The organism is uncultured Sphingomonas sp., from assembly GCF_964237335.1.
In the GTDB taxonomy this organism is placed as follows: domain Bacteria; phylum Pseudomonadota; class Alphaproteobacteria; order Sphingomonadales; family Sphingomonadaceae; genus Sphingomonas.
The window spans coordinates 99,954-121,136 of record NZ_CAXSHM010000007.1; the positions used below are offsets into that span (position 1 = coordinate 99,954).

The window sequence follows — 21,183 nt, forward strand, 5'->3', positions numbered from 1 at the left end:
TCATGCTGAGCCTGTCGAAGCACTGTCCTTCTTGGCGAAGAAAGGCAGCCCTTCGACAAGCTCAGGGTAGACGGAGGAAGGTTGGCTTTAGCGGGCAGTCGTCACATAATTGATCGACCGCATCGTCCGCATCATCGGACCGTCCCATTCGGGCGGGCACGGGATCGAGCCGATCGCCCAGCCCATGATGTCGACGTCCTGTTCCTCCATCAGCGCCTCGAACCAGTCGAACTCGGCCGCGGTCCAGGCGAGGTGATGCGCGTCGAAGAAGCCGCCGACGATCATGTCCGCCTCGCGCGTGCCGCGGTGCCAGGCGCGGAAGCGGGTGCGCTTGATGCGGGTGTCGTGATCTGGCGCCATAGACGTCATGCCAGCGTACGCTGGCATCTCCCGGTGAGAAGGTCCCACCACCAACACGGCGATGCCAGCTTTCGCTGGCATGACCGAAGTGGGCTGGGGTAATCACCCGGACATAGCCATGCGCCCCGACATCCTCAATCCGTTGTTCGCCGAAGTCACGGCGCTGAAGGGCGTCGGCCCCGGGCTCGCGCGCCCGCTGGAACGGCTGGGGCTGGCGCGCGTCGTCGACCTTCTCTTCCATCTGCCGAGCGGCTGGATCGATCGGATCGAGCGCGACGAGCTGATGATGGCGGATGCCGGCCGGACGGTGTCGATCGTGCTGACCGCGCAAAGCCATCGGTCGTCCGCCGGGCGGGGGCCGACGCGGGTGCAGGCGACCGACGCGCTCGGCAATTACGTCAGCCTTGTCTATTTCGGCGGCGGATCGGGCTGGGCGAAGAAGGTGCTGCCGGTGGGAGAACCCAGGCGCGTGTCGGGCCGGCTGGAGATGTACGGGCAGGAGCTTCAGATCGTCCATCCCGACTATGTCGGCGATCCCGCGGACCCTGACGGACCGGCGGCGCGCGAGGCGGTGTACCCGCTGACGGAGGGGATCACGTCGCGCCGGCTCGGCGCGCTGGTGGCGCAGGCGCTGGCGCGCGCGCCCGAGCTGCCCGAGTGGATCGAGCCGTCGCTGCTGGCCAAGCACGGCTGGCCGGGCTGGCGCGAGGCGATCGTGCGGGTGCATGCCGATCCGGCGGACACGGTTGCCCGGACGCGCCTCGCCTATGACGAGGTGTTCGCCAACCAGCTCGCGCTGACGATCGTGCGGGCCGACCAGCGCAAGCGCCGGGGGCGGGCGCTGGCGGGCGATGGCCGGCTCCGCGACGCGCTGTCGCTGCCCTATGCGTTGACCGGCGCGCAGGCGCGCACGGTGGCGGAGATCGAGGGCGACCTGGCGCAGCAGGCGCCGATGCTGCGGCTGCTCCAGGGCGACGTGGGCGCGGGCAAGACGCTGGTCGCCGCGCTCGCGATGCTGACGGCGGTGGAGGCGGGCGCGCAGGCGGCGATGCTCGCGCCGACCGAAATCCTCGCGCGCCAGCATCTCGACTCGCTGCGGCGGCTGTTCGCCGGCCTGCCGATCGAGGTCGCGGCGCTGACCGGGCGCGACAAGGGGCGGGTGCGCGAGGGCGTGCTGATGGGTCTTGCCGACGGCAGCATCGACGTGCTGGTCGGCACCCACGCGATCTTCCAGGAGGCGGTGGCGTATCGCGACCTCGGCCTGGTGGTGGTGGACGAGCAGCACCGGTTCGGCGTCGCGCAACGGCTGCTGCTGCAGGACAAGGCGCACAAGCCACCGCACCTGCTGGCGATGACCGCGACGCCGATCCCGCGCACGCTGACGCTCGCCAACTATGGCGAGATGGACGTCAGCCGCCTCGACGAGATGCCGCCGGGTCGCCAGCCGATCGAGACGCGGGTGGTGTCGGAGGATCGGCTGGACGAGCTGGTCGGTGCGCTCGGCCGGCATCTGACGGAGGGCAAGCAGGCGTATTGGGTGTGCCCGCTGGTCGAGGAGAGCGAGACCAGCGACATGGCCGCCGCCGAGGCGCGCGCGGCGGCGTTGCAGATGCGGTTCGGCGATGCGCAGGATGGGAGCGGGGTCGGCCTGGTCCACGGCCGGATGAAGCCGCTGGAGAAGGACGCGGTGATGGCTGCCTTCTCCTCTGGGCGGATCGGCGTGCTGGTCGCGACGACGGTGATCGAGGTGGGGGTCGACGTGCCCAACGCGACGCTGATCGTGATCGAGCATGCCGACCGGTTCGGCCTCGCTCAGCTCCACCAGCTCCGCGGACGGGTCGGGCGCGGACCGGGGCGGTCGGTGTGCGTGCTGGTGCGCAGCGCGGCGCTGACGGAGACCGCGCGTGCCCGGCTGACGCTGATGCGCGAGACGAATGACGGCTTCCGCATCGCGGAGGAGGATCTGCGGCTGCGCGGTGCGGGCGAGTTGCTGGGAACCCGCCAGTCGGGCGAGGCGACCTCGAAGCTGGTGACGCCGGAATTGCTGACGGAACTGATCGTACCCGCCAATCAGGATGCGCGACTGCTCATCGATCGTGACGGCGGCCTTGCGCAGCCACGGGGACAGGCCGCACGCGCGGCGCTGTACCTGTTCGAGCGCGACGCCGGCGTCGCCATGCTGCGGTCGGGCTGAGGATCAGCGCATCGCCGCCAGCGCCGACACGTAGTCACCCAGCGCGATCGGCTGGTCGAACTGGCACCCGATCCGACCGCCCAGCGACCAGCGCACTTCCGCTGCTTGCGCGCCCGCCTTGGGCAGCACGATCCGCAGGCGATCACCGGGCGCGAGCGGCACCTCGCACCGTGCCATCATGCCATGGGGAGACATGTTGACGACCAGCATCGGCAGCGGACAGCCTGCGACGAGATCGGTCGCGCGCGCACGGTGGTTCACCTCGTCGCGCGGCTCGGTCCTGTGTTCATTGGGCGGTAGTTGCGCCCAGCTTGCCGCCATCGTCGATCTCCTCCACCGCCCAGCTTGGGGTCGAGGAGTGAATCCGACGTAAATGCCCCAAAATGGCCGACTTTTCAGGCCGGCAGCAGCATGCCGTGGTGTTTCCGGCCCGCCGACACGCGCACCGGCTCGCCCGCCACCGTGATCGTGTGGGCGTCGCTCGCCACCTGCTCGCCCGCGACCCGCGCGCCGCCGCCCTTGATGAGCCGCCGCGCCTCGCCCTTGGAGGCGGCGAGGCCCAGTCCGACCAGCGCATCGACGATTCCGATCGCACCCGAAACGGGGAGGCTCGGCAGCGACTCGCCGCCCGCGCCCTCCTCGAACGTCCGCCGCGCCGTTTCCCCAGCTTCTGCCGCGGCCGCCTCGCCCCGGCACAATGCGGTCGCGGCGTCGGCCAGCGCCTTCTTCGCGGCATTGATCTGCGCGCCCTCCAACGCTTCGAGCCGCGTAATCTCGTCGAGCGGCAGGTCAGTGAACAGCCGCAGGAACCGGCCGACGTCGCGGTCGTCGGTATTTCGCCAGAACTGCCAGTAATCGTAGTGCGAGAGTTGGTCCTCGTGCAGCCACACCGCACCGTCGACCGATTTCCCCATCTTGCTGCCGTCCGCCTTCGTGATGAGCGGCGTCGTCAGCCCGAACACCTCGGTGCCGTCCATGCGGCGCGCAAGCTCGATCCCGTTGACGATGTTGCCCCACTGGTCGGAGCCGCCCATCTGCAGCCGGCAGCCTGCGCGGCGCGACAGCTCCAGGAAGTCGTAGGCCTGCAGGATCATGTAGTTGAACTCTAGGAAGCTCAACGACTGTTCGCGGTCGAGCCGCAGCTTGACCGAGTCGAACGACAACATCCGGTTGACCGAGAAATGCTGCCCCACCTCGCGCAGGAAGGGGATGTATTCGAGCGCGTCGAGCCATTGCGCATTGTCGAGCAGCACCGCATCGGTCGGGCCATCGCCGAACGTGAGAAAGCGTTCGAAGATGCGGCGGATCGAGGCGATGTTCGCGCCGATCGTCTCCGCGCTCGACAGCTTGCGTGCCTCGTCCTTGAAGCTGGGGTCGCCGATCTTGCCGGTCCCCCCGCCCATCAGGACGATGGGCTTGTGGCCGGCCTGCTGCATCCGGCGAAGCATCATGATCTGGACGAGGCTGCCGACGTGTAGCGACGGCGCGGTGGGGTCGAAGCCGATGTAGCCCGGCACGACCTGCTTCGCCGCCAGCGCGTCGAGCGCGGCGCCGTCGGTCAGCTGGTGGACATAGCCGCGGGTCGACAGCAGGCGGAGGAGGTCGGAGGAGTAGGCCATGGCCGTCTCCCCTCCCGCAAGCGGGAGGAGAGATCAAGCTATCGATCGGGCAACTGCGCCAGCGGGTCGACCGGCGCGCGGCCTTTGCGCAGCTCGAAATGCAGTTCGGGCCGGTCGGCGAAACCGGTGTCGCCCGACAGCGCGATCGTCTGCCCGCGGCGCACGCTCTGCCCGCGCTGGACGAGCAGCTTGCTCGCATGGCCATAGACGGTGGTCCATCCGTCGCCATGGCGGACGATGACGATCCCGCCCAGCGCCGCGATCCCCTCGCCGGCATAGGCGACGACGCCGTCCGCGGCGACGTGGACCGCCGTCTCGACCGGCACCGCGATCTCGATCCCGTCGTTGCGATAGCCGCTCTCGCCGCGGCCGAAGCGCTTCACCAACTTGCCGTCGGCGGGCCAGACGAACCCGCCGCGAAGGCGAGCGGGCGCCGAGATCGCCGCGCTCGGCGGCAGGACGCGGGTGGCGGTCGCGATCGGCCGGGTCGGCGCCTGGTTCACCGCCAGCGCCGGCTCGCCGCCGGTCAGGATGTCGTCGACGTCGAGGTTGAACGCCGCCGCACGCTCCGCTGCGCTCGTCGTCCGGTTGCCGCCGCCAGGGATCAGGATGCGGTCGCCGACATGGAGCGAATAGGGTTCGGCCAGCCCGTTGGCGTCGACGATGCGCGACCATGCGACGCCATAGGCGCGCGCGATCGCGATGCCCGACTGACCCGGGCGAACCAGATGATAGCGCCCGCCCGGCACGCGCAAACGCTGCCCTGCACGCACCGGGTAAGGCGCCGTCAGGTCGTTGGCGCGCGCCAGCGCCTCCACGCCCACGCCGGTCGCCTCGGCCGCCGCCCGCAGGCTTTCGCCGGGATGAACCGTGTAGCTACCGTCGGTCACCTCGACCGCGTCGGCCACGACCGGACGGGCCTCCCATGCCGGCCGCGCGATCGGCGGGGCAGGAGCGCTGGCATCCACCGGCGCACCCGCAGCGGGTTCTATCGGGGGCGGAGGCGGTCGCGTCCGCTGCGTCGGCGCGCGGAACGGCTGCGGTTGCGGCTCGACCATTGTGGCAGCGGGCTGATCCTGCTCGGGCGGTCGGTCGTCGTCGACCGGTGGCACCGGCCGCGCCGACGGCTGCGTCTCGTCGAGCGAGCGGCGGTTCGCCTCGGCGACTTCGTCGGTATGTTGCGCGGCGTCCCGCGGCGCGGGAGCGGGCGGCGGCCGGCCACCATGGTCATAGGGCCAGGGAGCCGCGCCCGGGTAAACTGGCCGATCGCGTGGCGGCGGATCGGACTGCGGAATGCAGCCGGCGAGCAGCAACGCCCCCAGCGATACCGGTCCGGCCAATCTCACGCGCCTCTCCTCAACCGTACGTCCGGCGAAGACCCTCTAGCGATGCGGCATGCGTCAGGTCCAGATGCAGCGGCGTCACCGCGACGTAACCATTTGCCACCGCGTCCAAATCGGTCCCGGGCGCCGGCGTCGTCTCGGTCGGCCCGAGCGCGAACCAGTGATAGTCGAAGCCGCGCGGATCGCGGTTGGTGACGATCTGGAGCCGGCCATAGTCGCGGAAGCCCTGGTCCACGATCCTGACACCCTTCACCTCGTCGGCAGCCAGCGCGGGGAAGTTGACGTTGACCAGCGTCCGCGGTGCCATCGGCACATCGAGCAGCGGGCGCAGCACGCGCTCGCCCCAGGCGGCGGCGGCGTCGAACGGAACCTCGTCCCCTATCCGGCCGCGCCCCTCCATCTGATTGGGCCGCACCTGGCTCAGCGCGATCGAGCGGACGCCGGCGAGTGCGCCCTCCATCGCCGCCGAGACGGTGCCCGAATAGGTGACGTCCTCGCCGAGGTTCGCGCCGCGGTTGACGCCCGACAGGATCAGGCCGGGCGGACTGTCCTTCATCAACCGCGCTAGCGCCATCATCACCGCGTCGGTGGGCGTGCCGGCGACGGCGAACCGCCTGTCGCCCATCCGGCGCACGCGCAGCGGCCGGGTGAGCGTCAGCGAATGGCCTGCGCCCGACTGTTCGTCCGACGGTGCCACGACCCACACATCGTCCGAAAACCGCGCCGCGATCGCCTCCAGCACCGCGAGGCCTGGCGCATAATAGCCGTCGTCATTGGTCAGCAGGATGCGCATCAGCGCGCGGGTTCCAGGCGGTTGAGGCCCGCCAGCCACGGCCGCAGCACGTCCGGGATCGCCACGCCGCCGTCCTCCTGCTGGTAGTTTTCCAGCACCGCGACCAGCGTACGCCCGACCGCGAGGCCCGAGCCGTTGAGCGTGTGGACAAATCGCGTCGCCTTCTCGCCGGCCGGCCGATAGCGCGCATTCATCCGGCGCGCCTGGAAGTCGGTGCAGGTCGAGCAGCTCGATATCTCGCGATACCGGTTCTGACCGGGCAGCCACACCTCCAGGTCATAGGTGCGCGCGGCGGCGAATCCCATGTCGCCGGCGCACAGCTTCATGCGGCGGAACGGCAGGCCAAGCCGCGTCAATATGTCCTCGGCGCAGGACGTCATCCGCTCATGCTCCGCCTCCGACGCATCGGGCGTGACGATCGAGACCATCTCGACCTTCTCGAACTGGTGCTGGCGGATGAAGCCGCGCGTATCGCGCCCCGCCGCGCCGGCTTCGGAGCGGAAACAGGGTGTGAGCGCGGCGAAGCGCAGCGGGAGCGCGTCCTCGGCGAGGATCGAGCCGGCGACGATGTTGGTCAGGCTCACCTCGGCGGTGGGGATCAGCCAGCGTCCGTCGGTGGTGCGGAACAGGTCGTCGGCGAACTTGGGAAGCTGGCCGGTGCCGAACATCGCTTCGTCGCGGACCAGCAGCGGCGGCACGACCTGTTCGTAGCCATGCTCGTCCGCGAGCACCGACAGCATGAACTGGCCGAGCGCGCGGTGGAGGCGGGCGGCGGGGCCGCGCAGCAGCGTGAAGCGCGCGCCGGCGAGCTTCACGCCCGTCTCAAAGTCGAGGCCGAGCGCGGGGCCGATCGCATCATGCTCGCGCGCGGAGAAGCCCAGGTCACGCGGGCGGCCATGCTCGGCGACCACCAGATTGTCGTCCTCGTCCACGCCATCGGGCACGTCGGCGAGCGGCAGGTTGGGCAGGGCGGCGAGCAGACCGTCGAGCTCGGCCCCGGTGCGCGCCTCCTCCGCCTCCAGCGCCGGCAGCGCCTGTTTGATCGCGGCGACTTCCGCCATCAGCGCCGCCGCGGCCGCCTCGTCACGCGCCGCCTTGGCCGCGCCGATCGCCTTGGACGCCTCGTTGCGGCGCGCCAGCCCGGCCTGCACCTGCGTGATGGTGCCGCGCCGCGCTTCGTCGAGTGCTATCAGCGTCGCCGCCACCGGCGCGAGGCCGCGGCGGGCCAGTCCTGCGTCGAAGGCGGCGGGATCGTCTCGGATCAGGCGGATGTCGTGCATGGCGCGCGGGCTATGGCCGGGCGTCGGCGAGGTGGCAACCCGCGCGCCCACGGCGGCGTTCCTCCCCTCGATCGCCAACGACAAAGGAGCTCAAGCGATGCAGATGGCCCATAACGCGGTGGTGCTGGTGGCGGACGGGCGCAAACTGCTGTTCCTGCGCAACAAGGGCGATGCGCCCATCCCGACCTGCAGGTCGAGGCGGCGCAGGAGCATCCCAACCCGGCCGACCGCGACCAGGCGAGCGATGCCGCTGGGCGCGCCTCAGGCGGCCTGGGCGGGGCAGGCTTTGGCTCGGGGCCGGCCGGCGCGGCGCCGGGGACGCGGAGCTCGGTCGCCGACACCGACTTCCATCAGCTGGAGGAGGACCGGTTCGCGGCGGAGGCGGCGGACATGCTCAAGCGGCGGGTGTTGGCGCATGATTTCGAGCAACTGATCGTCGTGGCGCCGCCGCGCACGCTGGGCGAGTTGCGCAAGCATTATCACGGCGAGGTCAGCAAGCGGATCGTGGGCGAACTCGCCAAGGATTTGACCGGCCATCCGGTGGCGGACATCGAGAAGGCGCTGGCCGCCGCCTGATCGCTGCTTCCGACGGGTCACGCCCAAACAGGAAGGGCTCCCGATCGCTCGGGAGCCCTTTTCCGTTCGCGATGCGTGTACCGTCGGCTGGTCGCTCAAGCGGCGGCGGGGCGCTTCGCGAACCGCTGACGCGCTACCAGCGCGGCGGCGGCTGCGCCGAACAGGAGCACCATCGGCGGCGCGGGAACCGGCGTCACCGGCGTCACGGGAGTGACCGGCGAGGTCGGTGTCACCGGCGTGACCGGCGGCTGGTTCCAGCCCGCGCTGCTTGATCCATACTGGTTCTGGTTCTGGTTCTGGTTCTGGTTCTGGTTGTTGGTGTTGTTACTGGTGTTCGAATTGGAATTGTTGTTCGCGTTCGAGTTGTTGTTCGAGTTTGAGTTACTGTTGTCGTTCGTATTTGCATTCGAATTGTTGTTGTTGTTCGTGCTGGTATTCGTGTTCGAGTTGTTGTTCGTCGCATTGGCGTTCGCGTTCGACGCCGCGTTGGCGTTCGATGTCGACGCCGCGTTCGAGTTCGAGCTGGCGTTGTTCGAACTGCTGTTGTTGCTGGAATTGTTGCTGCTGTTATTGCTGGAGTTGTCCACGGTCAGGCCCACGTTGGCGCCGCCGGTCGAGCTGGAGCTCGACACCGTGCCGGTGACGTTGCCCGAGGAACTCGATACCCCGCCCGTCGAGCTGGACACGCCGCCGGTCGAACTGGACACGTTGCCCGATGAACTGGAACTCGACGTCGACGAGACGACGATGCCGGCGTTCCCGCCCGACGTTCCGCCGAAGAAGCCGCCACCGAAGCCGGCGCCAAACCCGTTGCCGAAGCCGAACCCTCCGGTGCCGCCGATCAGCGCCGGGCCCACCACGCCGCTCGACCCGAGCGCGAAACCTTGCGGTTGCGGGACGGGGATCGGCGCGCCCTGGCTCGCCACCGTCACGACGGCGGCGGGGCAGGACGTGCGCGTGGTGGTCACCACACGGTGCAGGCGGGCGGGCGCGATCGTCTGGCGCACGACGCGGCGGACGACATGGTGAATGCGGACGGGGTGTGGCCGCTCGGCCACATGCACCGCGCCGCCGCCGATGATCGCGCCCCCGCAGGTGCAGGCACATAGTTTCGCCAAGGCCATACGAACGGACATTATCGTCGCTTTCCGGTTTACGGCAGGCGGTCCACCGCAGGCCGACTGAAGCGGTTACCCGCCGCTCATCCGCCAAAGTGCAAAACAAACGATTAAGCGCAAGCGCATTAACCATGTTAAGGCGGTCGTCATCGATATGCTGTCTGCGGTTCGTCGCTATACTGTCGTTACCGTATCAGGATGGGACGCAAATCGACGGCAGCCAGTGATGATTGCAACGATAATTGTCGCGGGGAGTCCGCGGTACTGTCGCACGGTCTGACGGCTGCGTCGGCGCGTCAGTCGCTTGTGGGGATGCGAGTCTGCCACTATAGGCGCCGTGGGCGTCGTTCGTTTCCGATGGGGCGGGAATGGCCGACGGGGAGGTGCAGATGGCGTCGTTGGCGAATAGGGTTACGGGCCTTCAGGATTTCGGGCCGATTCTGGCGGCGAACGATGGGCAATATAGACCCGAAAAGGGTGAGCCGTTCATGTCGTCGCGCCAGCAGGCGTATTTCCGCCGCAAGCTGATCGAGTGGAAGGATGCGATCCTGCTCGAGTCGCGCGGTACGTTGTCGCTTCTCCAGCATGACTCGCTCCGGGAGGCCGATCTCAACGATCGGGCGTCGAGCGAAACGGACTGGTCGATCGAGCTTCGCACGCGAGACCGCCAGCGCAAGCTCATCAGCAAGATCGACGCTGCGATCCGTCGCCTCGACGAAGGCGAGTATGGCTATTGCGAGGTGACCGGCGAGCCGATCAGCCTAGGCCGTCTCGAAGCTCGCCCGATCGCGACGATGACGGTGGAAGCGCAGGAGCGCCACGAGCGTCATGAGCGCGTGTCGCGCGAGGATTGACCATTCGGCTTTCAGGCGCGATCCGGTCCGGTTAAGCGCTTGTGAGGGTTTGATCGTTACCGCGCGGGTAAGCCCCAATGATGGACCTGCCGATGGATAGCCTGATGCCCGAGCCGTTCCCTTTTGGCAGTTCGTCCGCCGATGATGCCGGTTCGGGAGCCCGATCGCGCGACAGCCTGTTCCTGATGGCGCGGCTTCGCACGCCGTCGCTGAGCGAGACCTTCTCCGTCCGCATCCGCAACCTGTCGCCCGGCGGGCTGATGGCGGACTTCGCGACGCCGCTGGAGCGCGACACGCCGGTTCAGATCGACGTCCGCGGGATCGGCTGGGTTCCGGGCAAGGTCGCGTGGTTCGCAGAGGGTCGCACCGGGATCGCCTTCGATGCGCCGATCGATCCGTCGAAGGCTCGCAAGCCGATCGCGTTGCGCCCAGCGCCGGCCTCGGCACCAAGACCCCGCAGTCGGTGACGATTCAATCCTGACGGGTATCGCGCGACGGCGTAAGGTCGATGCGAACAAGATCTGATCTAGCCGATCAACAAGTCGGTGGCAGCGAGTCGCCGCGGCATTCCCCGACTCGCTGCATGCTCGCGGCCGGCAAGCGCTGGGCGCCAGCCGGCCGACCGCTTGCTCTGCCTATGCCTTCAGATGTGCGGAGATGTACTTGTTCATCTCGAACATCGTCGCCTTGTCCTTGCCGAACACCTTCTTCAGATTGTCGTCGGCCAGGATCTCGCGCTTGTTCTCCGGATTCTGGAGGTCGTTCTTCTTGATGTAGGTCCAGACCTTGCTGATGACCTCGCTGCGGGGCAGCTTGTCGTTGCCGACCACGGCGCCGAGCTCGGGAGAGGGCTGCACGGGGGCATGGATGCCGGTGCCCTTGGCTTCCTGCGTCTTCGCGCCGCCGGCGTTGGTGGTGGTCTTGGCCATTGGGGTTCCTTCCTGATTGGCGCCGGTCACGGCCGGCTTTGGGGTCACGCTTTCTTCAGCGCCTCGCGCTTGTGCGCCGCCTCGCCGCCTTTGTCACTCTTGACGATATACTGCGGCTCCTCCGCGCTCGCGCGGACGGTGTGCGACTTGATCTTGGTGTCGCTGGTCTGCTTCTTCTCGACCGTGCCGTGCGCGGTGCCGCCGTGGGAGGACCACTCGACCTCGTCACCCTTTTTCAGATCCGCCATCATGCTCTCCTCGATGAACGCAGGCCAAGCGCAGGAGGGCGGAGAAGGTTGCGCCGCGCCCGCTGGCATCGCCGGGTCCGGCCCGCTAGACCCGTCCCGATCCGGTATCCATGGAACCCGACAGATGACGTACGACGAAGCGACCGGCGACATTCTGGGCGACAAGGCCCCGGCGCCGCCGGCCGACGCCATACCGGCGGAGGTGGTCGAGGCGATCCGCACCCTGCTGCGCTGGGCGGGCGACGATCCGGCGCGCGAGGGACTGGTGGATACGCCGCGCCGCGTCGCGCGCGCGTGGAAGGAATATTGCGCGGGCTACGACGACGATCCAGCCCGCCATCTGACGCGCGTGTTCGAGGAGGTGGGCGGCTATGACGAGATCGTGCTGCTGAAGGACATCCCGTTCCAGTCGCATTGCGAGCATCACATGGCGCCGATCATCGGCAAGGCCTCGATCGCCTATCTGCCGCGCGATCATGTCGTCGGCATCTCCAAGCTCGCCCGCGTGCTCCACGGCTTCGCGCGCCGGTTGCAGGTGCAGGAGCGGCTGACCGCGCAGGTGGCCGACTGCATCTGGGAAGGGCTGAATCCGATCGGCGTCGCGGTGGTGATCGATGCGACCCACGCCTGCATGGCCGCGCGCGGCGTGCGCACGCCCGGTGTCGGCATGGTGACCAGCCGGATGATGGGCGTGTTCCGCGACGACGACCGCTCGCGCAAGGAAGTGCTCGCGCTCATGGGGTATTGAGCGTGGCGCTAATCGTGAAGCGGACGGTGCTCGTCACCGGCGGGGCACGCCGGATCGGCGCGGCGATCGTGCGCGTGTTGGCGGGCGAGGGGCACCGCGTGGTGATCCACCACCACGATTCGCCCGGCGAGGCGACGGCGCTGGCGCAGGCGCTCGACCCGACGGGCGATGCCGTTGCGACGGTGGCCGGCGACCTGGCGGCCGAGGGAGCGGGCGCCAGGCTGATCGCGGCGGCGCGGAGCGCGATCGGGAGACCGATCGACGGGCTCGTCAACTGCGCTTCGGTCTTCGAGTTCGACGCCCCGGCGGCGTTCGATCCGGCGCTCCTCGCCCGGCTTGTCCCCGTGAACCTGGCCGCGCCGATCGCGCTGGTTGAGGCTATGGCCGCGCAGCCCGAACTAGAGGACGGGGCGGTCGTCAACATCCTCGACCAGAAAGTGGCCAATCTGAACCCGGACTTCCTGTCCTACACGCTGACCAAGGTCGCGCTGGAAGGCGCGACGACGATGCTGGCGCAGGCGTTCGCGCCGCGGCTGCGCGTCAACGCCGTCTCGCCCGGCCTGACGCTGCCCAGCGGCGACCAGACTCCCGACGAGTTCGCTGCCGTCGCGTCCGAGAACCTGTTGCGCCGTCCGGTGCCGGTCGACGAGATCGGCCGCGCGGTGGCGTTCCTGCTGACCTGTCCCGCGATCACCGGGCAGAACCTGTTCGTCGACAACGGCCAGCGGTTCCTGCCGCGCGACGGCGACGTAATGTTCGCGAACAAGCCCAAGGACCATTTGCGTGGCTGAGTTCACCACCCGCCTCGACATGCCGGCGGTCGCGATCCGCCTGGGCATTCACCCGCACGAAGCCGTGCCGCAGCGGGTGGCGGTGTCGGTCGCGATGACCGTCATCTATCCGGCGCCGCCGCGCGACGATGCGATCGAGGAAGTGCTCGATTACGACTTCCTGCGCACCGGCATCCTGGCGATGGCAGCCGAGCGCCACTTCGCGCTCCAGGAGACGCTGTGCGAGGCGATCGCGGCGCTGTGCCTCGCCGATGCGCGGGTCGCGCACGTCCGGGTGCGTACGACCAAGACGGACGTGTACCCGGATGCGAGCGTAGGCTGCGAGATCGTGCGGACGCGCGGCTGATCGACTTGCAATGTTGGATCGCGCGTGAAGCCCTGAAAAGCGTGTCCCGTGACGCTCTTTCACATCATCGATCCGGTCCCTGCCGCCATCAAGCGCGTCACGATGCGTTTGGTGTTACCTACTGTTACCTACTTTCCCGTCACCCCGCCCGGTTGGCCGCACTAAGCACCGCGCGGACGCTGGCCGTGGCGATGTCGGTGTCCAGCCCGACGCCGAACACGATCCGCCCTGCCGCCGTCCGGCACTCGACATAGGCGGCGGCCTGCGCATCGGCGCCATGGCCGATCGCATGCTCGTTATAGTCGACCACGTCGAGCAGCGGTCCGCCGGCGTCCGCCACCGCTGCGATCACGCCCGAGATCAGGCCGTTGCCTCGCCCCGAGATCGACCGCTCCTCGCCATCGACCGCGACATGGCCGACGAAGAGCCTTTGACCGGCGCCCCCGCTCTCCTCATAGTCTCGCAAGATGAAGCGGTCGGCCGACCGGGGCAGGTACGTCGCCTCAAATCGCGACCAGATGTCGCCGGCATCGAGCTCACGGCCGAGCTCGTCGGCCATCGCCTGCACATGGCCGCTGAAGTCCGCCTGCAGCCGCTTGGGCAGCTTCAGCCCGCGATCCTGCTCGATCACCCAGGCGACGCCGCCCTTGCCCGACTGCGAGTTGACGCGGATCACCGCCTCGTAGCTGCGGCCGAGGTCGGCGGGATCGATCGGCAGATAGGGCACTTCCCAAAGCTCGTCGTTGCGAGTCGCCTGCGCCGCGAACCCCTTCCTGATCGCGTCCTGATGGCTGCCCGAAAAGGCGGTGAAGACCAGGTCGCCGGCATAGGGCATGCGCGGGTGGATCGGCAGGTTTGTGCAATATTCGACCGTGCTCACGACGGTGTCGATGTCCGAGAAGTCGAGCCCCGGCGCGACGCCCTGGGTGTAGAGGTTGAGCGCCACCGTCACGAGGTCGCAGTTGCCCGTCCGCTCGCCGTTGCCGAGCAGGCAGCCCTCCAGCCGGTCTCCGCCCGCCATCAGTCCCATCTCCGCCGCCGCGACGCCGGTGCCGCGATCGTTGTGCGGGTGGAGCGAGATCACCACGCTGTCGCGGTTGCGGATGTGGCGGCCGAACCACTCGATCTGGTCGGCATAGACGTTGGGGCCCGCCGCCTCGACGGTTGCAGGCAAATTGAGGATCAACGGCTTCTCCGGCGTCGGGCAGAGCACGTCCATCACCGCCTCGCAGACCTCGACGGAGAAATCGAGCTCGGCGGTGGAGAAGGTCTCCGGGCTGTACTCGAACCGCCAGTCGGTGCCCGGATGACGGTCGGCCTCGTCCCGCAGCAGCCTGGCGCCGTCGATCGCCAGCGCCTTGATCTCCGCGCGGCTCATCCCGAACACGATGCGGCGCCACACCGGGCTGACCGCGTTGTACAGGTGGACGATCGCAGTGGGCACGCCCTCCAGGCTGCGGAAGCTCGTCTCGATCAGGTCGCGGCGTGATTGGGTCAGCACCTGGATCGTCACGTCGTGGGGGATGCGTCCCGATCGGACGAGGCCCGAGATGAAATCGAACTCGGTCGCACCCGCGCTCGGGAAGCCGACCTCGATCTCCTTGAGGCCGACCTTCACCAGCAGGTCAAACAGCCGCGTCTTCTTCTGCGCGTCCATCGGATCGATCAGCGCCTGGTTGCCGTCGCGAAGATCGGTCGACAGCCAGCGCGGCGGCCGGGTGAGGGTGCGGCCCGGCCACTGCCGATCGGGCAGGTCGACGGGCGGAAACGGACGGTATTTGACGGAAGGATCGGACAGCATGACGGCCTCGCATGGTGCGGGGGAGGGGTGGCGGAAGGAAAGCCCCTAGGCGGGCGGACGCTCGCGCGTCGACGGTCCGCCTAAGGGCGGATAAGTCGACGCAGCAGGAGGGCCGTTGTCAGCACGGTGCCTGACGTGCCGCAGCGGGCAAGCGATGTCCAGCCCGGCGCCTGATCCAAGTCAAAGTGGGGTTTATCTGAAATTGACGTTCGGATGGTAGCCCGAGCGCAAGGAGACGTTTCTTGTTGCAACTCGTCTACATCAGCACCGCGCGGGGCCCGGTCGACATGACGGCGATCCTGCGAGTCTCGCGGCGGAACAACGCGCGCGACGCGGTGACAGGGCTGCTCTATCATGACGGGCGTCGGTTTCTCCAGGCGCTGGAGGGCAAGGAGGCGGCGGTCGAAGCGGCGTTCGCCCGGATCTCGGCCGATCCGCGTCATCGTGCGGTTGTGATACTGTCGCGGCGCATCGTCGAGACGCGGGAGTTCGGGCCCTGGGAGATGGCCGAGCGCCGGTCGGGCAGCGACGGCGACGCACTGGTGCGGCAGGTTGAACCGCTGCTCGCGACCGCCTCGCCCAACGTGCGCGGGACGTTCGACGGGTTCATGCGGCTCGCACGCGCGGCCTGATCGGCCGTCGGTACTGCGGGGAACCGGCCGGCGCGAACGATATCACCCGACCGGTTCCCGACAAAATGAGGATTACTGCTTCTCGAACGCTGCAGTGATCGACATCGACGTGTCGTCGGAAACCATCGGCACATATTTCGTCACGCCGAACTCTGCACGCTTGAACATCAGGCGACCCACGAAGCCGACAGACGCCTTCTTGCTCATCGGATTGGTCGCCGCGCCGAAGAACCGCGCGCTGATCGATGCGGGCCTGGAGACGCCGTGCAGCGTCAGCGTGCCGTCGACCCGCGCCATGCCGTTGCCCATCGGCATCACGCTGCTCGACACGAACGTCGCGGTCGGGAAGCGGGCGGCGTCGAGCCAGTCGGCACTACGCAATTCTTCTGTCAGCTTGTCACTGGTGGTCTGCACGCTTGCGATCGGCACCGAAACGGAAAGCGTCGTCGCTTCCGGATGCGCCGGATCGAGCTTCATCGAGCCACTTGCGCCCGAGAACATGCCGGTGAACGGCGTGATGCCGAGGTGCGTGACGGTGAACGATAGCTGGGTATGCCCGGGCTCGATAGCATAGGTGCCAGCGGCGACATCGGTGGGCGCTCCGGCGCCCATCATCGGCGCCATGCCGCCACCCATCGGCGCGCGCTGGGCGACGAGCGGAACGGCGGCGATCGCGGCGGCGACAGCGACGGCGAGGGTGGCGGGTATGGCGAGGCGCATCTGAAATCTCCCTTTGAACGGGCGAGGTGTGCGCCAAGGGCGGGGAAGCGTCAAACGCCGCTCAGGAACAGGTGCGTTTCCGCGCTCACGCCCCCGGCTCGGGCTTGCGGGCTTCCCAATTCCTGATCCTGAGATTGGCGCTGCCCATTCCTCGCGCGCTGAAGCGTGGGCCGAGGAAGCGGTGGAAGAACCAGTCCTTCGCCCGGAACGGCGTGGCATGGTACATCAACCGCTCGAACAGCGTCCACCGCACGTCCGCGCTGCACGCCCGGCGCGTGGAGGGATGGCACCAGAAATCGGGATCGTAGCGCGACCGCCCGATCTTGAAGACGCGCTGCATCACCTCGTGATCGTCGAGCACCCAGGGCCAGGCGTCGGACCGGGGTCCACCCGCCGCCCGCAGCGCCTCCGTCCGGAAACATTGCCCGAACGTGCCGGTATGCGCCTGCCGCGCCAGCACCAGGCTGGTTCCATATTTGCGGAACCGCTGCCACCGGCCGCGCCAGGAGGTCGCCGGCGCATTGAGCCCGACCGCCATCGCCGCAACCACGCCCGGCGGATCGAGCAACGCTTCCGCGCGTTGGAGGTACTCGGGCGGATACAGCGTGTCGGCATTCCAGAACGCGACCAGCGGCGTGTCCACGGCGGTAAAGCCGGCGTGGAGCGCATGGACGGGTCCCGGTCGCTCCTCGGACACGTGGCGCACGTCGATCCCCGCGACGCCGTCAAGCATGCGCCGGCACAGCGCCTGCGTCGCGTCGGTGGAGCCGTTGTCGACCAGAATCAGCCGAACGGGCCCGCCCCGCAGCGCCAGGGCCGCGCGCAGCGTGGCACCGATGAACGCCTCCTCATTGTAATAGGGGAGCACGATCGACCAGCGCGGACGAGGAGCGGCGGGGGACATACTCTCCTTCGTATGCGACCCGTCCCTACGTCGCCATGACATTTCCGATCAATTGCGTTCGGTATCTACCAGCTTGTTCGCGCCGATCCACGGCATCATCGCGCGCAGCTTGGCGCCGACCTGTTCGATCGGATGCGCGGCGGCCTGCTTGCGCGCGGCCTTCAGCTCGGGCTGCCCCGCGCGGTTGTCGAGCACGAACCTGGACACGAACCGGCCGCCCTGGATGTCGGCCAGCACGCGCTTCATCTCCGCCTTGGTCTCGGATGTGATAATCCGTGGGCCGGTGACGATGTCGCCATATTCGGCGGTGTTGCTGATCGAGTAGCGCATGTTGGCGATGCCGCCCTCATACATCAGGTCGACGATCAACTTCACCTCGTGCAGGCACTCAAAATAGGCCATCTCGGGCGCGTAGCCCGCTTCGGTCAGCGTCTCGAACCCGGCCTGGATCAGGTGCGTCAGACCCCCGCACAGCACCGCCTGCTCACCGAAAAGGTCGGTCTCGCATTCCTCGCGGAAGCTCGTCTCGATCACGCCCGCACGGCCACCGCCGATCGCGCTGGCGTAGGACAGGCACAGGTCGTGCGCGTTGCCGCTCGGGTCCTGCGCGATCGCCATCAGGCAGGGCACGCCGCCGCCGCGCTTATACTCGGAGCGGACGGTATGGCCGGGGCCCTTGGGAGCGATCATGATGACGTCGAGGTCGGCGCGCGGCTCGATCAGGCCGAAATGGATGTTGAGCCCGTGCGCGAAGGCGAGCGCGGCGCCCTGCTTCAGGTGGTCGCGCAGATCGTCGGCATAGATCGCCGCCTGATGCTCGTCGGGAGCGAGGACCATGACGAGGTCCGCCCAGGCGGCGGCATCCTGGTTTGTCATCACCTTGAAGCCCGCGGCCTCGGCCTTCTTCGCCGAGGCGGAGCCGGGCCGCAGCGCGATCGCCACGTCCGTGACGCCCGAATCGCGCATGTTCTGCGCATGGGCATGACCCTGGGAGCCATAGCCGACGATCGCGACCTTCTTGGTAGTCAGCAGGCTGGGGTCGGCGTCGGCATCGTAATAGACACGCATTCTAAAACTCCTTTCGTCACCCCGGACTTGATCCGGGGTCCCGCTTTTTCCCGCGGCTTGAGAACAAGCGGGACCCCGGATCAAGTCCGGGGTGACGGGATGGTTGGTGATCTCGTGGACTAAGCCGCCTCGCGCCCCCGGGCGATGGCGACGATGCCGGTGCGGGCGACCTCGACGAGGCCGAGCTGCTTCATCAGGCCCACGAACGTGTCGATCTTGTCGCGCCCGCCCGTCACCTCGAACACGAAGGACGATACGGTCGCGTCGAGCACCCGGCCGCGGTAGACTTCGGCCAGGCGCATCGCCTCGATCCGGTGCTCGCCGACGCCTGCGACCTTCACCAGCGCCAGCTCGCGCTCAACGTGCGCGCCCAGCACCGTCAGGTCGGCGACGCGATGGACGGGCACCAGCCGCTCGAGCTGGGCGATGATCTGCTCCATCACCGGCGCCGACGCCGAGGTGACGATGGTGATGCGACTGACCGAATCGTCCTCGCTGATCTCCGACACGGTCAGCGACTCGATGTTGTAGCCGCGCGCGGTGAACAGCCCGGCGATCCGCGCGAGGATGCCCGGCTCGTTGTCGACGAGCACGGCCAGCGTGTGGCGGGAGGCGGTTTCAGCTTTGATCTGCACTCTATACGTCACCCCCGCGAAGGCGGGGGTCTCCCTTTTGTCGGGCTTCAACCAAGAGACCTCAGCGTACGCTGAGGTGACAGGCCTACACCAGCGCTCTGGCTTCGTCGGTCATCTCGCCGACCACCTCGTCCGACCATAGCAGCATGTCGGTATGCGCCGCGCCCGACGGGATCATCGGGAAGCAGTTGACCTCCTTGGACACGCGGCAGTCGACCATCACCGGGCCGTCGTGCGCCAGCATCGCGGCGATGCCATCGTCCAGCTCGTCCCGCGCCTCGATGCGGATGCCCTTCCAGCCATATGCCTCCGCAAGCTTCACGAAGTCTGGCAACGATTCGCTGTAACTCTCCGAATAGCGGCTCGAATAGGTCAGCTCCTGCCACTGGCGGACCATGCCCATATATTCGTTGTTGAGGATGAAGATCTTGACGGGCAGCCGATACTGGCCCGCGGTCGCCAGTTCCTGGATGTTCATCTGGATCGACGCCTCGCCGGCGATATCGATCACCAGCGCGCCCGGGTTGCCGAGCTGCGCACCGATCGCGGCCGGAAGCCCATAGCCCATCGTGCCGAGCCCGCCGCTCGTCAGCCATTTGTTGGGCTTCTCGAACCCGAAATGCTGCGCGGCCCACATCTGGTGCTGGCCGACCTCGGTGGTGATGATCGGGTCGCGCGCGCGCGTCGCCTCCCACAGCGCGCGGACGGCGCGTTGCGGCATGATCGCGGCGCCCGGCGCATCGTCCTCGGGGAAGGAAAGACACTCCTTCGCGCGCCAACCCTCGATGTCCGCCCACCAGTCGGCAAGGTCGGGCCTGGGATGCTGCCGCGCCTTCCAGACGTGTATCATGTCCTCCAGCGCGTGGCCGACGTCCGCGACGATGCCCAGGTCGACGCGGACGTTCTTGTTGATGCTCGACCGGTCGATGTCGATGTGGACCTTGCGGCTGGTCGGGCTGAATGCGTCCAGCCGCCCCGTCACCCGGTCGTCGAACCGGGCGCCGATCGCGAGCACCAGGTCCGCGCGGTTCATCGCATGGTTCGCCTCATAGGTGCCGTGCATCCCCAACATGCCGAGGAACTGCTGCGACGACGCGGGGAACGCGCCCAGCCCCATCAGCGTCGATGTGACCGGCGCGCCCGACAGCCGCGCCAGCTCGCGCAGCAGCAGGCTGGCGCCCGGCCCCGAGTTGATGACGCCGCCGCCCGTGTAGAGGATCGGGCGCTCCGCCGCGGCCAGCATGTCGACCGCAGCCTCGATCGCCGGCCGATCCGCCTTCACTTGCGGGCGATAGCTCTTGTGTTGGATCGGCGCGGAGGCCGCAGGCTTCCGGTAACGCGCGGTCGCGACCTGGACGTCCTTGGGGATGTCGACCACCACCGGGCCGGGACGGCCGGAAGTGGCGATATGGAACGCCTCGTGGATCGTGTCGCCAAGCCGTGCCGGGTCCTTCACCAGGTAGTTGTGCTTGGAACAGTGGCGGGTGATGCCGACGGTGTCCGCCTCCTGGAACGCGTCCGTGCCGATCAGCGCGGTCGGCACCTGGCCGGTGATGACGACCATCGGGATCGAATCCATCAGCGCGTCGGTGATGCCGGTGACGGCGTTGGTCGCGCCGGGACCGGAGGTGACGAGCACCACGCCGGGCTTGCCCGTGGAGCGCGCATAGCCCTCGGCGGCATGGGTCGCGGCCTGCTCGTGGCGCACCAATATGTGCCGGATCCGCATGCCACGCGCATTGGCGCGGAACAGCGCATCGTAGATCGGCAGCACCGCGCCGCCCGGATAGCCGAACACCAGCTCGACACCCAGGTCGACCAGCGCCTCGACAAGGATATCCGCTCCGCTTTTCTCGGTCATGACTGAACTCGGCTATGAAGGATGAAGTGGCAGCGCACTAGGAGTTGCAATCGTGCGCGTCAAGCAAAGTTACTGCAACTTTATTACAACCTCGTCCGCGCTAACGGTGGTCATTTGGGGCCATGTAGCGGGTGGCTGGTGCCGGAACCAGGTATATTGCCGCTTAGCGTAGCGACGCGTCGCGAGGCGCAATCGTTCGAGAGCCGTGTCGCGCGTAATCTTCCCTGCCAGAAGCGCCGCCACCTCCGGCACGCCGATCGCGCGCCGTACGGGCGCATTGCTCGGTACGTCCGTCCGCGCCAGCAGAGCCGCGACTTCGTCCAGCGCGCCGCCGTCCACCATCACCTCAGCCCGCGCGTCGAT

General features: G+C 68.1%; 23 protein-coding genes and 2 pseudogenes. 9 read left to right on the forward strand and 16 right to left on the reverse strand.

Going from position 1 to position 21,183, the window contains the following annotated elements; translation table 11 throughout:
• Positions 1-87: 87 nt before the first annotated feature.
• Positions 88-360, reverse strand: coding sequence for a succinate dehydrogenase assembly factor 2 (locus tag ACFE65_RS05845; RefSeq protein WP_375381405.1), 273 nt, complete (start codon positions 358-360; stop codon positions 88-90).
• Positions 361-478: 118 nt separating this feature from the next.
• On the opposite strand from ACFE65_RS05845, the gene recG reads away from it, so the two are divergent.
• Positions 479-2,554, forward strand: a complete 2,076-nt coding sequence (gene recG / locus ACFE65_RS05850) for an ATP-dependent DNA helicase RecG (RefSeq protein WP_375381406.1) — start codon at positions 479-481, stop codon at positions 2,552-2,554.
• A gap of 3 nt (positions 2,555-2,557) precedes the next feature.
• Here the strand turns inward: recG and ACFE65_RS05855 are convergent, their stop codons facing one another.
• The 5 genes from ACFE65_RS05855 to serS all read right to left on the reverse strand — a co-directional run bounded on the left by ACFE65_RS05855 (position 2,558) and on the right by serS (position 7,589).
• Entirely contained in the window at positions 2,558-2,875 is a 318-nt protein-coding gene (locus ACFE65_RS05855) for a PilZ domain-containing protein (RefSeq protein WP_375381407.1), read from the reverse strand.
• A gap of 74 nt (positions 2,876-2,949) precedes the next feature.
• Positions 2,950-4,173 carry a tyrosine--tRNA ligase gene (tyrS, locus tag ACFE65_RS05860; protein ID WP_375381408.1) on the reverse strand — a complete coding sequence of 408 codons (1,224 nt, stop codon included), beginning with the start codon at positions 4,171-4,173 and terminating at the stop codon, positions 2,950-2,952.
• Between the two features lie 38 nt (positions 4,174-4,211).
• A complete protein-coding gene (locus ACFE65_RS05865) occupies positions 4,212-5,519 on the reverse strand; it encodes a peptidoglycan DD-metalloendopeptidase family protein (protein WP_375381409.1) in 1,308 nt (435 codons plus the stop codon).
• A 10-nt stretch (positions 5,520-5,529) separates the two neighbouring features.
• A complete protein-coding gene (surE, locus tag ACFE65_RS05870; protein ID WP_375381410.1) occupies positions 5,530-6,309 on the reverse strand; it encodes a 5'/3'-nucleotidase SurE in 780 nt (259 codons plus the stop codon).
• Positions 6,309-7,589 (reverse strand): serine--tRNA ligase, encoded by a 1,281-nt coding sequence (serS, locus tag ACFE65_RS05875; RefSeq protein ID WP_375381431.1) that lies wholly within the window; start codon positions 7,587-7,589, stop codon positions 6,309-6,311. The genes surE and serS overlap by 1 nt, the downstream gene beginning before the upstream one ends.
• Before the next feature lie 97 nt (positions 7,590-7,686).
• Between serS and ACFE65_RS05880 the strand changes: the two are divergent.
• A pseudogene (locus tag ACFE65_RS05880) lies at positions 7,687-8,165 on the forward strand (host attachment family protein).
• Positions 8,166-8,260: 95 nt separating this feature from the next.
• Here the strand turns inward: ACFE65_RS05880 and ACFE65_RS05885 are convergent.
• Positions 8,261-8,362: a PEP-CTERM sorting domain-containing protein gene (locus ACFE65_RS05885; protein WP_375381411.1), complete on the reverse strand. Its 102-nt coding sequence runs from the start codon at positions 8,360-8,362 to the stop codon at positions 8,261-8,263.
• Positions 8,363-8,375: 13 nt separating this feature from the next.
• Between ACFE65_RS05885 and ACFE65_RS05890 the strand changes: the two genes are divergently transcribed.
• From ACFE65_RS05890 to ACFE65_RS05900, 3 genes are all read left to right on the forward strand, one after another.
• Complete coding sequence (locus ACFE65_RS05890) at positions 8,376-9,194, forward strand: hypothetical protein (RefSeq protein WP_375381412.1); 819 nt, start codon at positions 8,376-8,378, stop codon at positions 9,192-9,194.
• Positions 9,195-9,771: 577 nt separating this feature from the next.
• On the forward strand, positions 9,772-10,137 hold the full coding sequence (gene dksA, locus ACFE65_RS05895) for an RNA polymerase-binding protein DksA (protein ID WP_375381432.1): 366 nt from the start codon (positions 9,772-9,774) through the stop codon (positions 10,135-10,137).
• A gap of 104 nt (positions 10,138-10,241) precedes the next feature.
• On the forward strand, positions 10,242-10,604 hold the full coding sequence (locus ACFE65_RS05900; protein ID WP_375381413.1) for a PilZ domain-containing protein: 363 nt from the start codon (positions 10,242-10,244) through the stop codon (positions 10,602-10,604).
• A 168-nt stretch (positions 10,605-10,772) separates the two neighbouring features.
• Here ACFE65_RS05900 and ACFE65_RS05905 read toward each other — a convergent pair whose 3' ends face one another.
• Both ACFE65_RS05905 and ACFE65_RS05910 read right to left on the reverse strand, forming a co-directional pair.
• Positions 10,773-11,066, reverse strand: a complete 294-nt coding sequence (locus ACFE65_RS05905) for an SWIB/MDM2 domain-containing protein (protein ID WP_375381414.1) — start codon at positions 11,064-11,066, stop codon at positions 10,773-10,775.
• A 44-nt stretch (positions 11,067-11,110) separates the two neighbouring features.
• A complete protein-coding gene (locus ACFE65_RS05910; protein WP_375381415.1) occupies positions 11,111-11,314 on the reverse strand; it encodes a DUF2945 domain-containing protein in 204 nt (67 codons plus the stop codon).
• A gap of 124 nt (positions 11,315-11,438) precedes the next feature.
• On the opposite strand from ACFE65_RS05910, the gene folE reads away from it, so the two are divergent.
• The 3 genes from folE to ACFE65_RS05925 are packed head-to-tail and all read left to right on the forward strand — an operon-like array spanning position 11,439 to position 13,199.
• The gene (folE, locus tag ACFE65_RS05915) at positions 11,439-12,062 is read left to right on the forward strand and encodes a GTP cyclohydrolase I FolE (RefSeq protein ID WP_375381416.1); all 624 of its coding nucleotides are present in this window, start codon (positions 11,439-11,441) and stop codon (positions 12,060-12,062) included.
• A gap of 2 nt (positions 12,063-12,064) precedes the next feature.
• Positions 12,065-12,853 carry an SDR family oxidoreductase gene (locus ACFE65_RS05920; RefSeq protein WP_375381417.1) on the forward strand — a complete coding sequence of 263 codons (789 nt, stop codon included), beginning with the start codon at positions 12,065-12,067 and terminating at the stop codon, positions 12,851-12,853.
• On the forward strand, positions 12,840-13,199 hold the full coding sequence (locus tag ACFE65_RS05925; protein ID WP_375381433.1) for a dihydroneopterin aldolase: 360 nt from the start codon (positions 12,840-12,842) through the stop codon (positions 13,197-13,199). Before ACFE65_RS05920 ends, ACFE65_RS05925 begins: the two co-directional genes overlap by 14 nt.
• Before the next feature lie 139 nt (positions 13,200-13,338).
• Here the strand turns inward: ACFE65_RS05925 and leuA are convergent, their stop codons facing one another.
• Positions 13,339-15,000, reverse strand: coding sequence for a 2-isopropylmalate synthase (gene leuA, locus ACFE65_RS05930; protein WP_375381418.1), 1,662 nt, complete (start codon positions 14,998-15,000; stop codon positions 13,339-13,341).
• Positions 15,001-15,242: 242 nt separating this feature from the next.
• On the opposite strand from leuA, the gene ACFE65_RS05935 reads away from it, so the two are divergent.
• Entirely contained in the window at positions 15,243-15,632 is a 390-nt protein-coding gene (locus ACFE65_RS05935; protein ID WP_375381419.1) for a BLUF domain-containing protein, read from the forward strand.
• A gap of 72 nt (positions 15,633-15,704) precedes the next feature.
• Here the strand turns inward: ACFE65_RS05935 and ACFE65_RS05940 are convergent, their stop codons facing one another.
• The 6 genes and pseudogenes from ACFE65_RS05940 to ACFE65_RS05965 form a co-directional block, all read right to left on the reverse strand.
• Positions 15,705-16,352, reverse strand: coding sequence for a YceI family protein (locus ACFE65_RS05940; RefSeq protein ID WP_375381420.1), 648 nt, complete (start codon positions 16,350-16,352; stop codon positions 15,705-15,707).
• 85 nt (positions 16,353-16,437) lie between these two features.
• Entirely contained in the window at positions 16,438-17,256 is an 819-nt protein-coding gene (locus tag ACFE65_RS05945) for a glycosyltransferase (RefSeq protein ID WP_375381421.1), read from the reverse strand.
• A 48-nt stretch (positions 17,257-17,304) separates the two neighbouring features.
• The gene (gene ilvC, locus ACFE65_RS05950; RefSeq protein WP_375381422.1) at positions 17,305-18,324 is read right to left on the reverse strand and encodes a ketol-acid reductoisomerase; all 1,020 of its coding nucleotides are present in this window, start codon (positions 18,322-18,324) and stop codon (positions 17,305-17,307) included.
• A 119-nt stretch (positions 18,325-18,443) separates the two neighbouring features.
• Positions 18,444-18,959, reverse strand: a complete 516-nt coding sequence (ilvN, locus tag ACFE65_RS05955; protein WP_375381423.1) for an acetolactate synthase small subunit — start codon at positions 18,957-18,959, stop codon at positions 18,444-18,446.
• An 85-nt stretch (positions 18,960-19,044) separates the two neighbouring features.
• Entirely contained in the window at positions 19,045-20,820 is a 1,776-nt protein-coding gene (gene ilvB, locus ACFE65_RS05960) for a biosynthetic-type acetolactate synthase large subunit (RefSeq protein WP_375381424.1), read from the reverse strand.
• Between the two features lie 69 nt (positions 20,821-20,889).
• Positions 20,890-21,183 (reverse strand): annotated as a pseudogene (locus ACFE65_RS05965) (tRNA (adenosine(37)-N6)-dimethylallyltransferase MiaA); the annotation flags it as partial.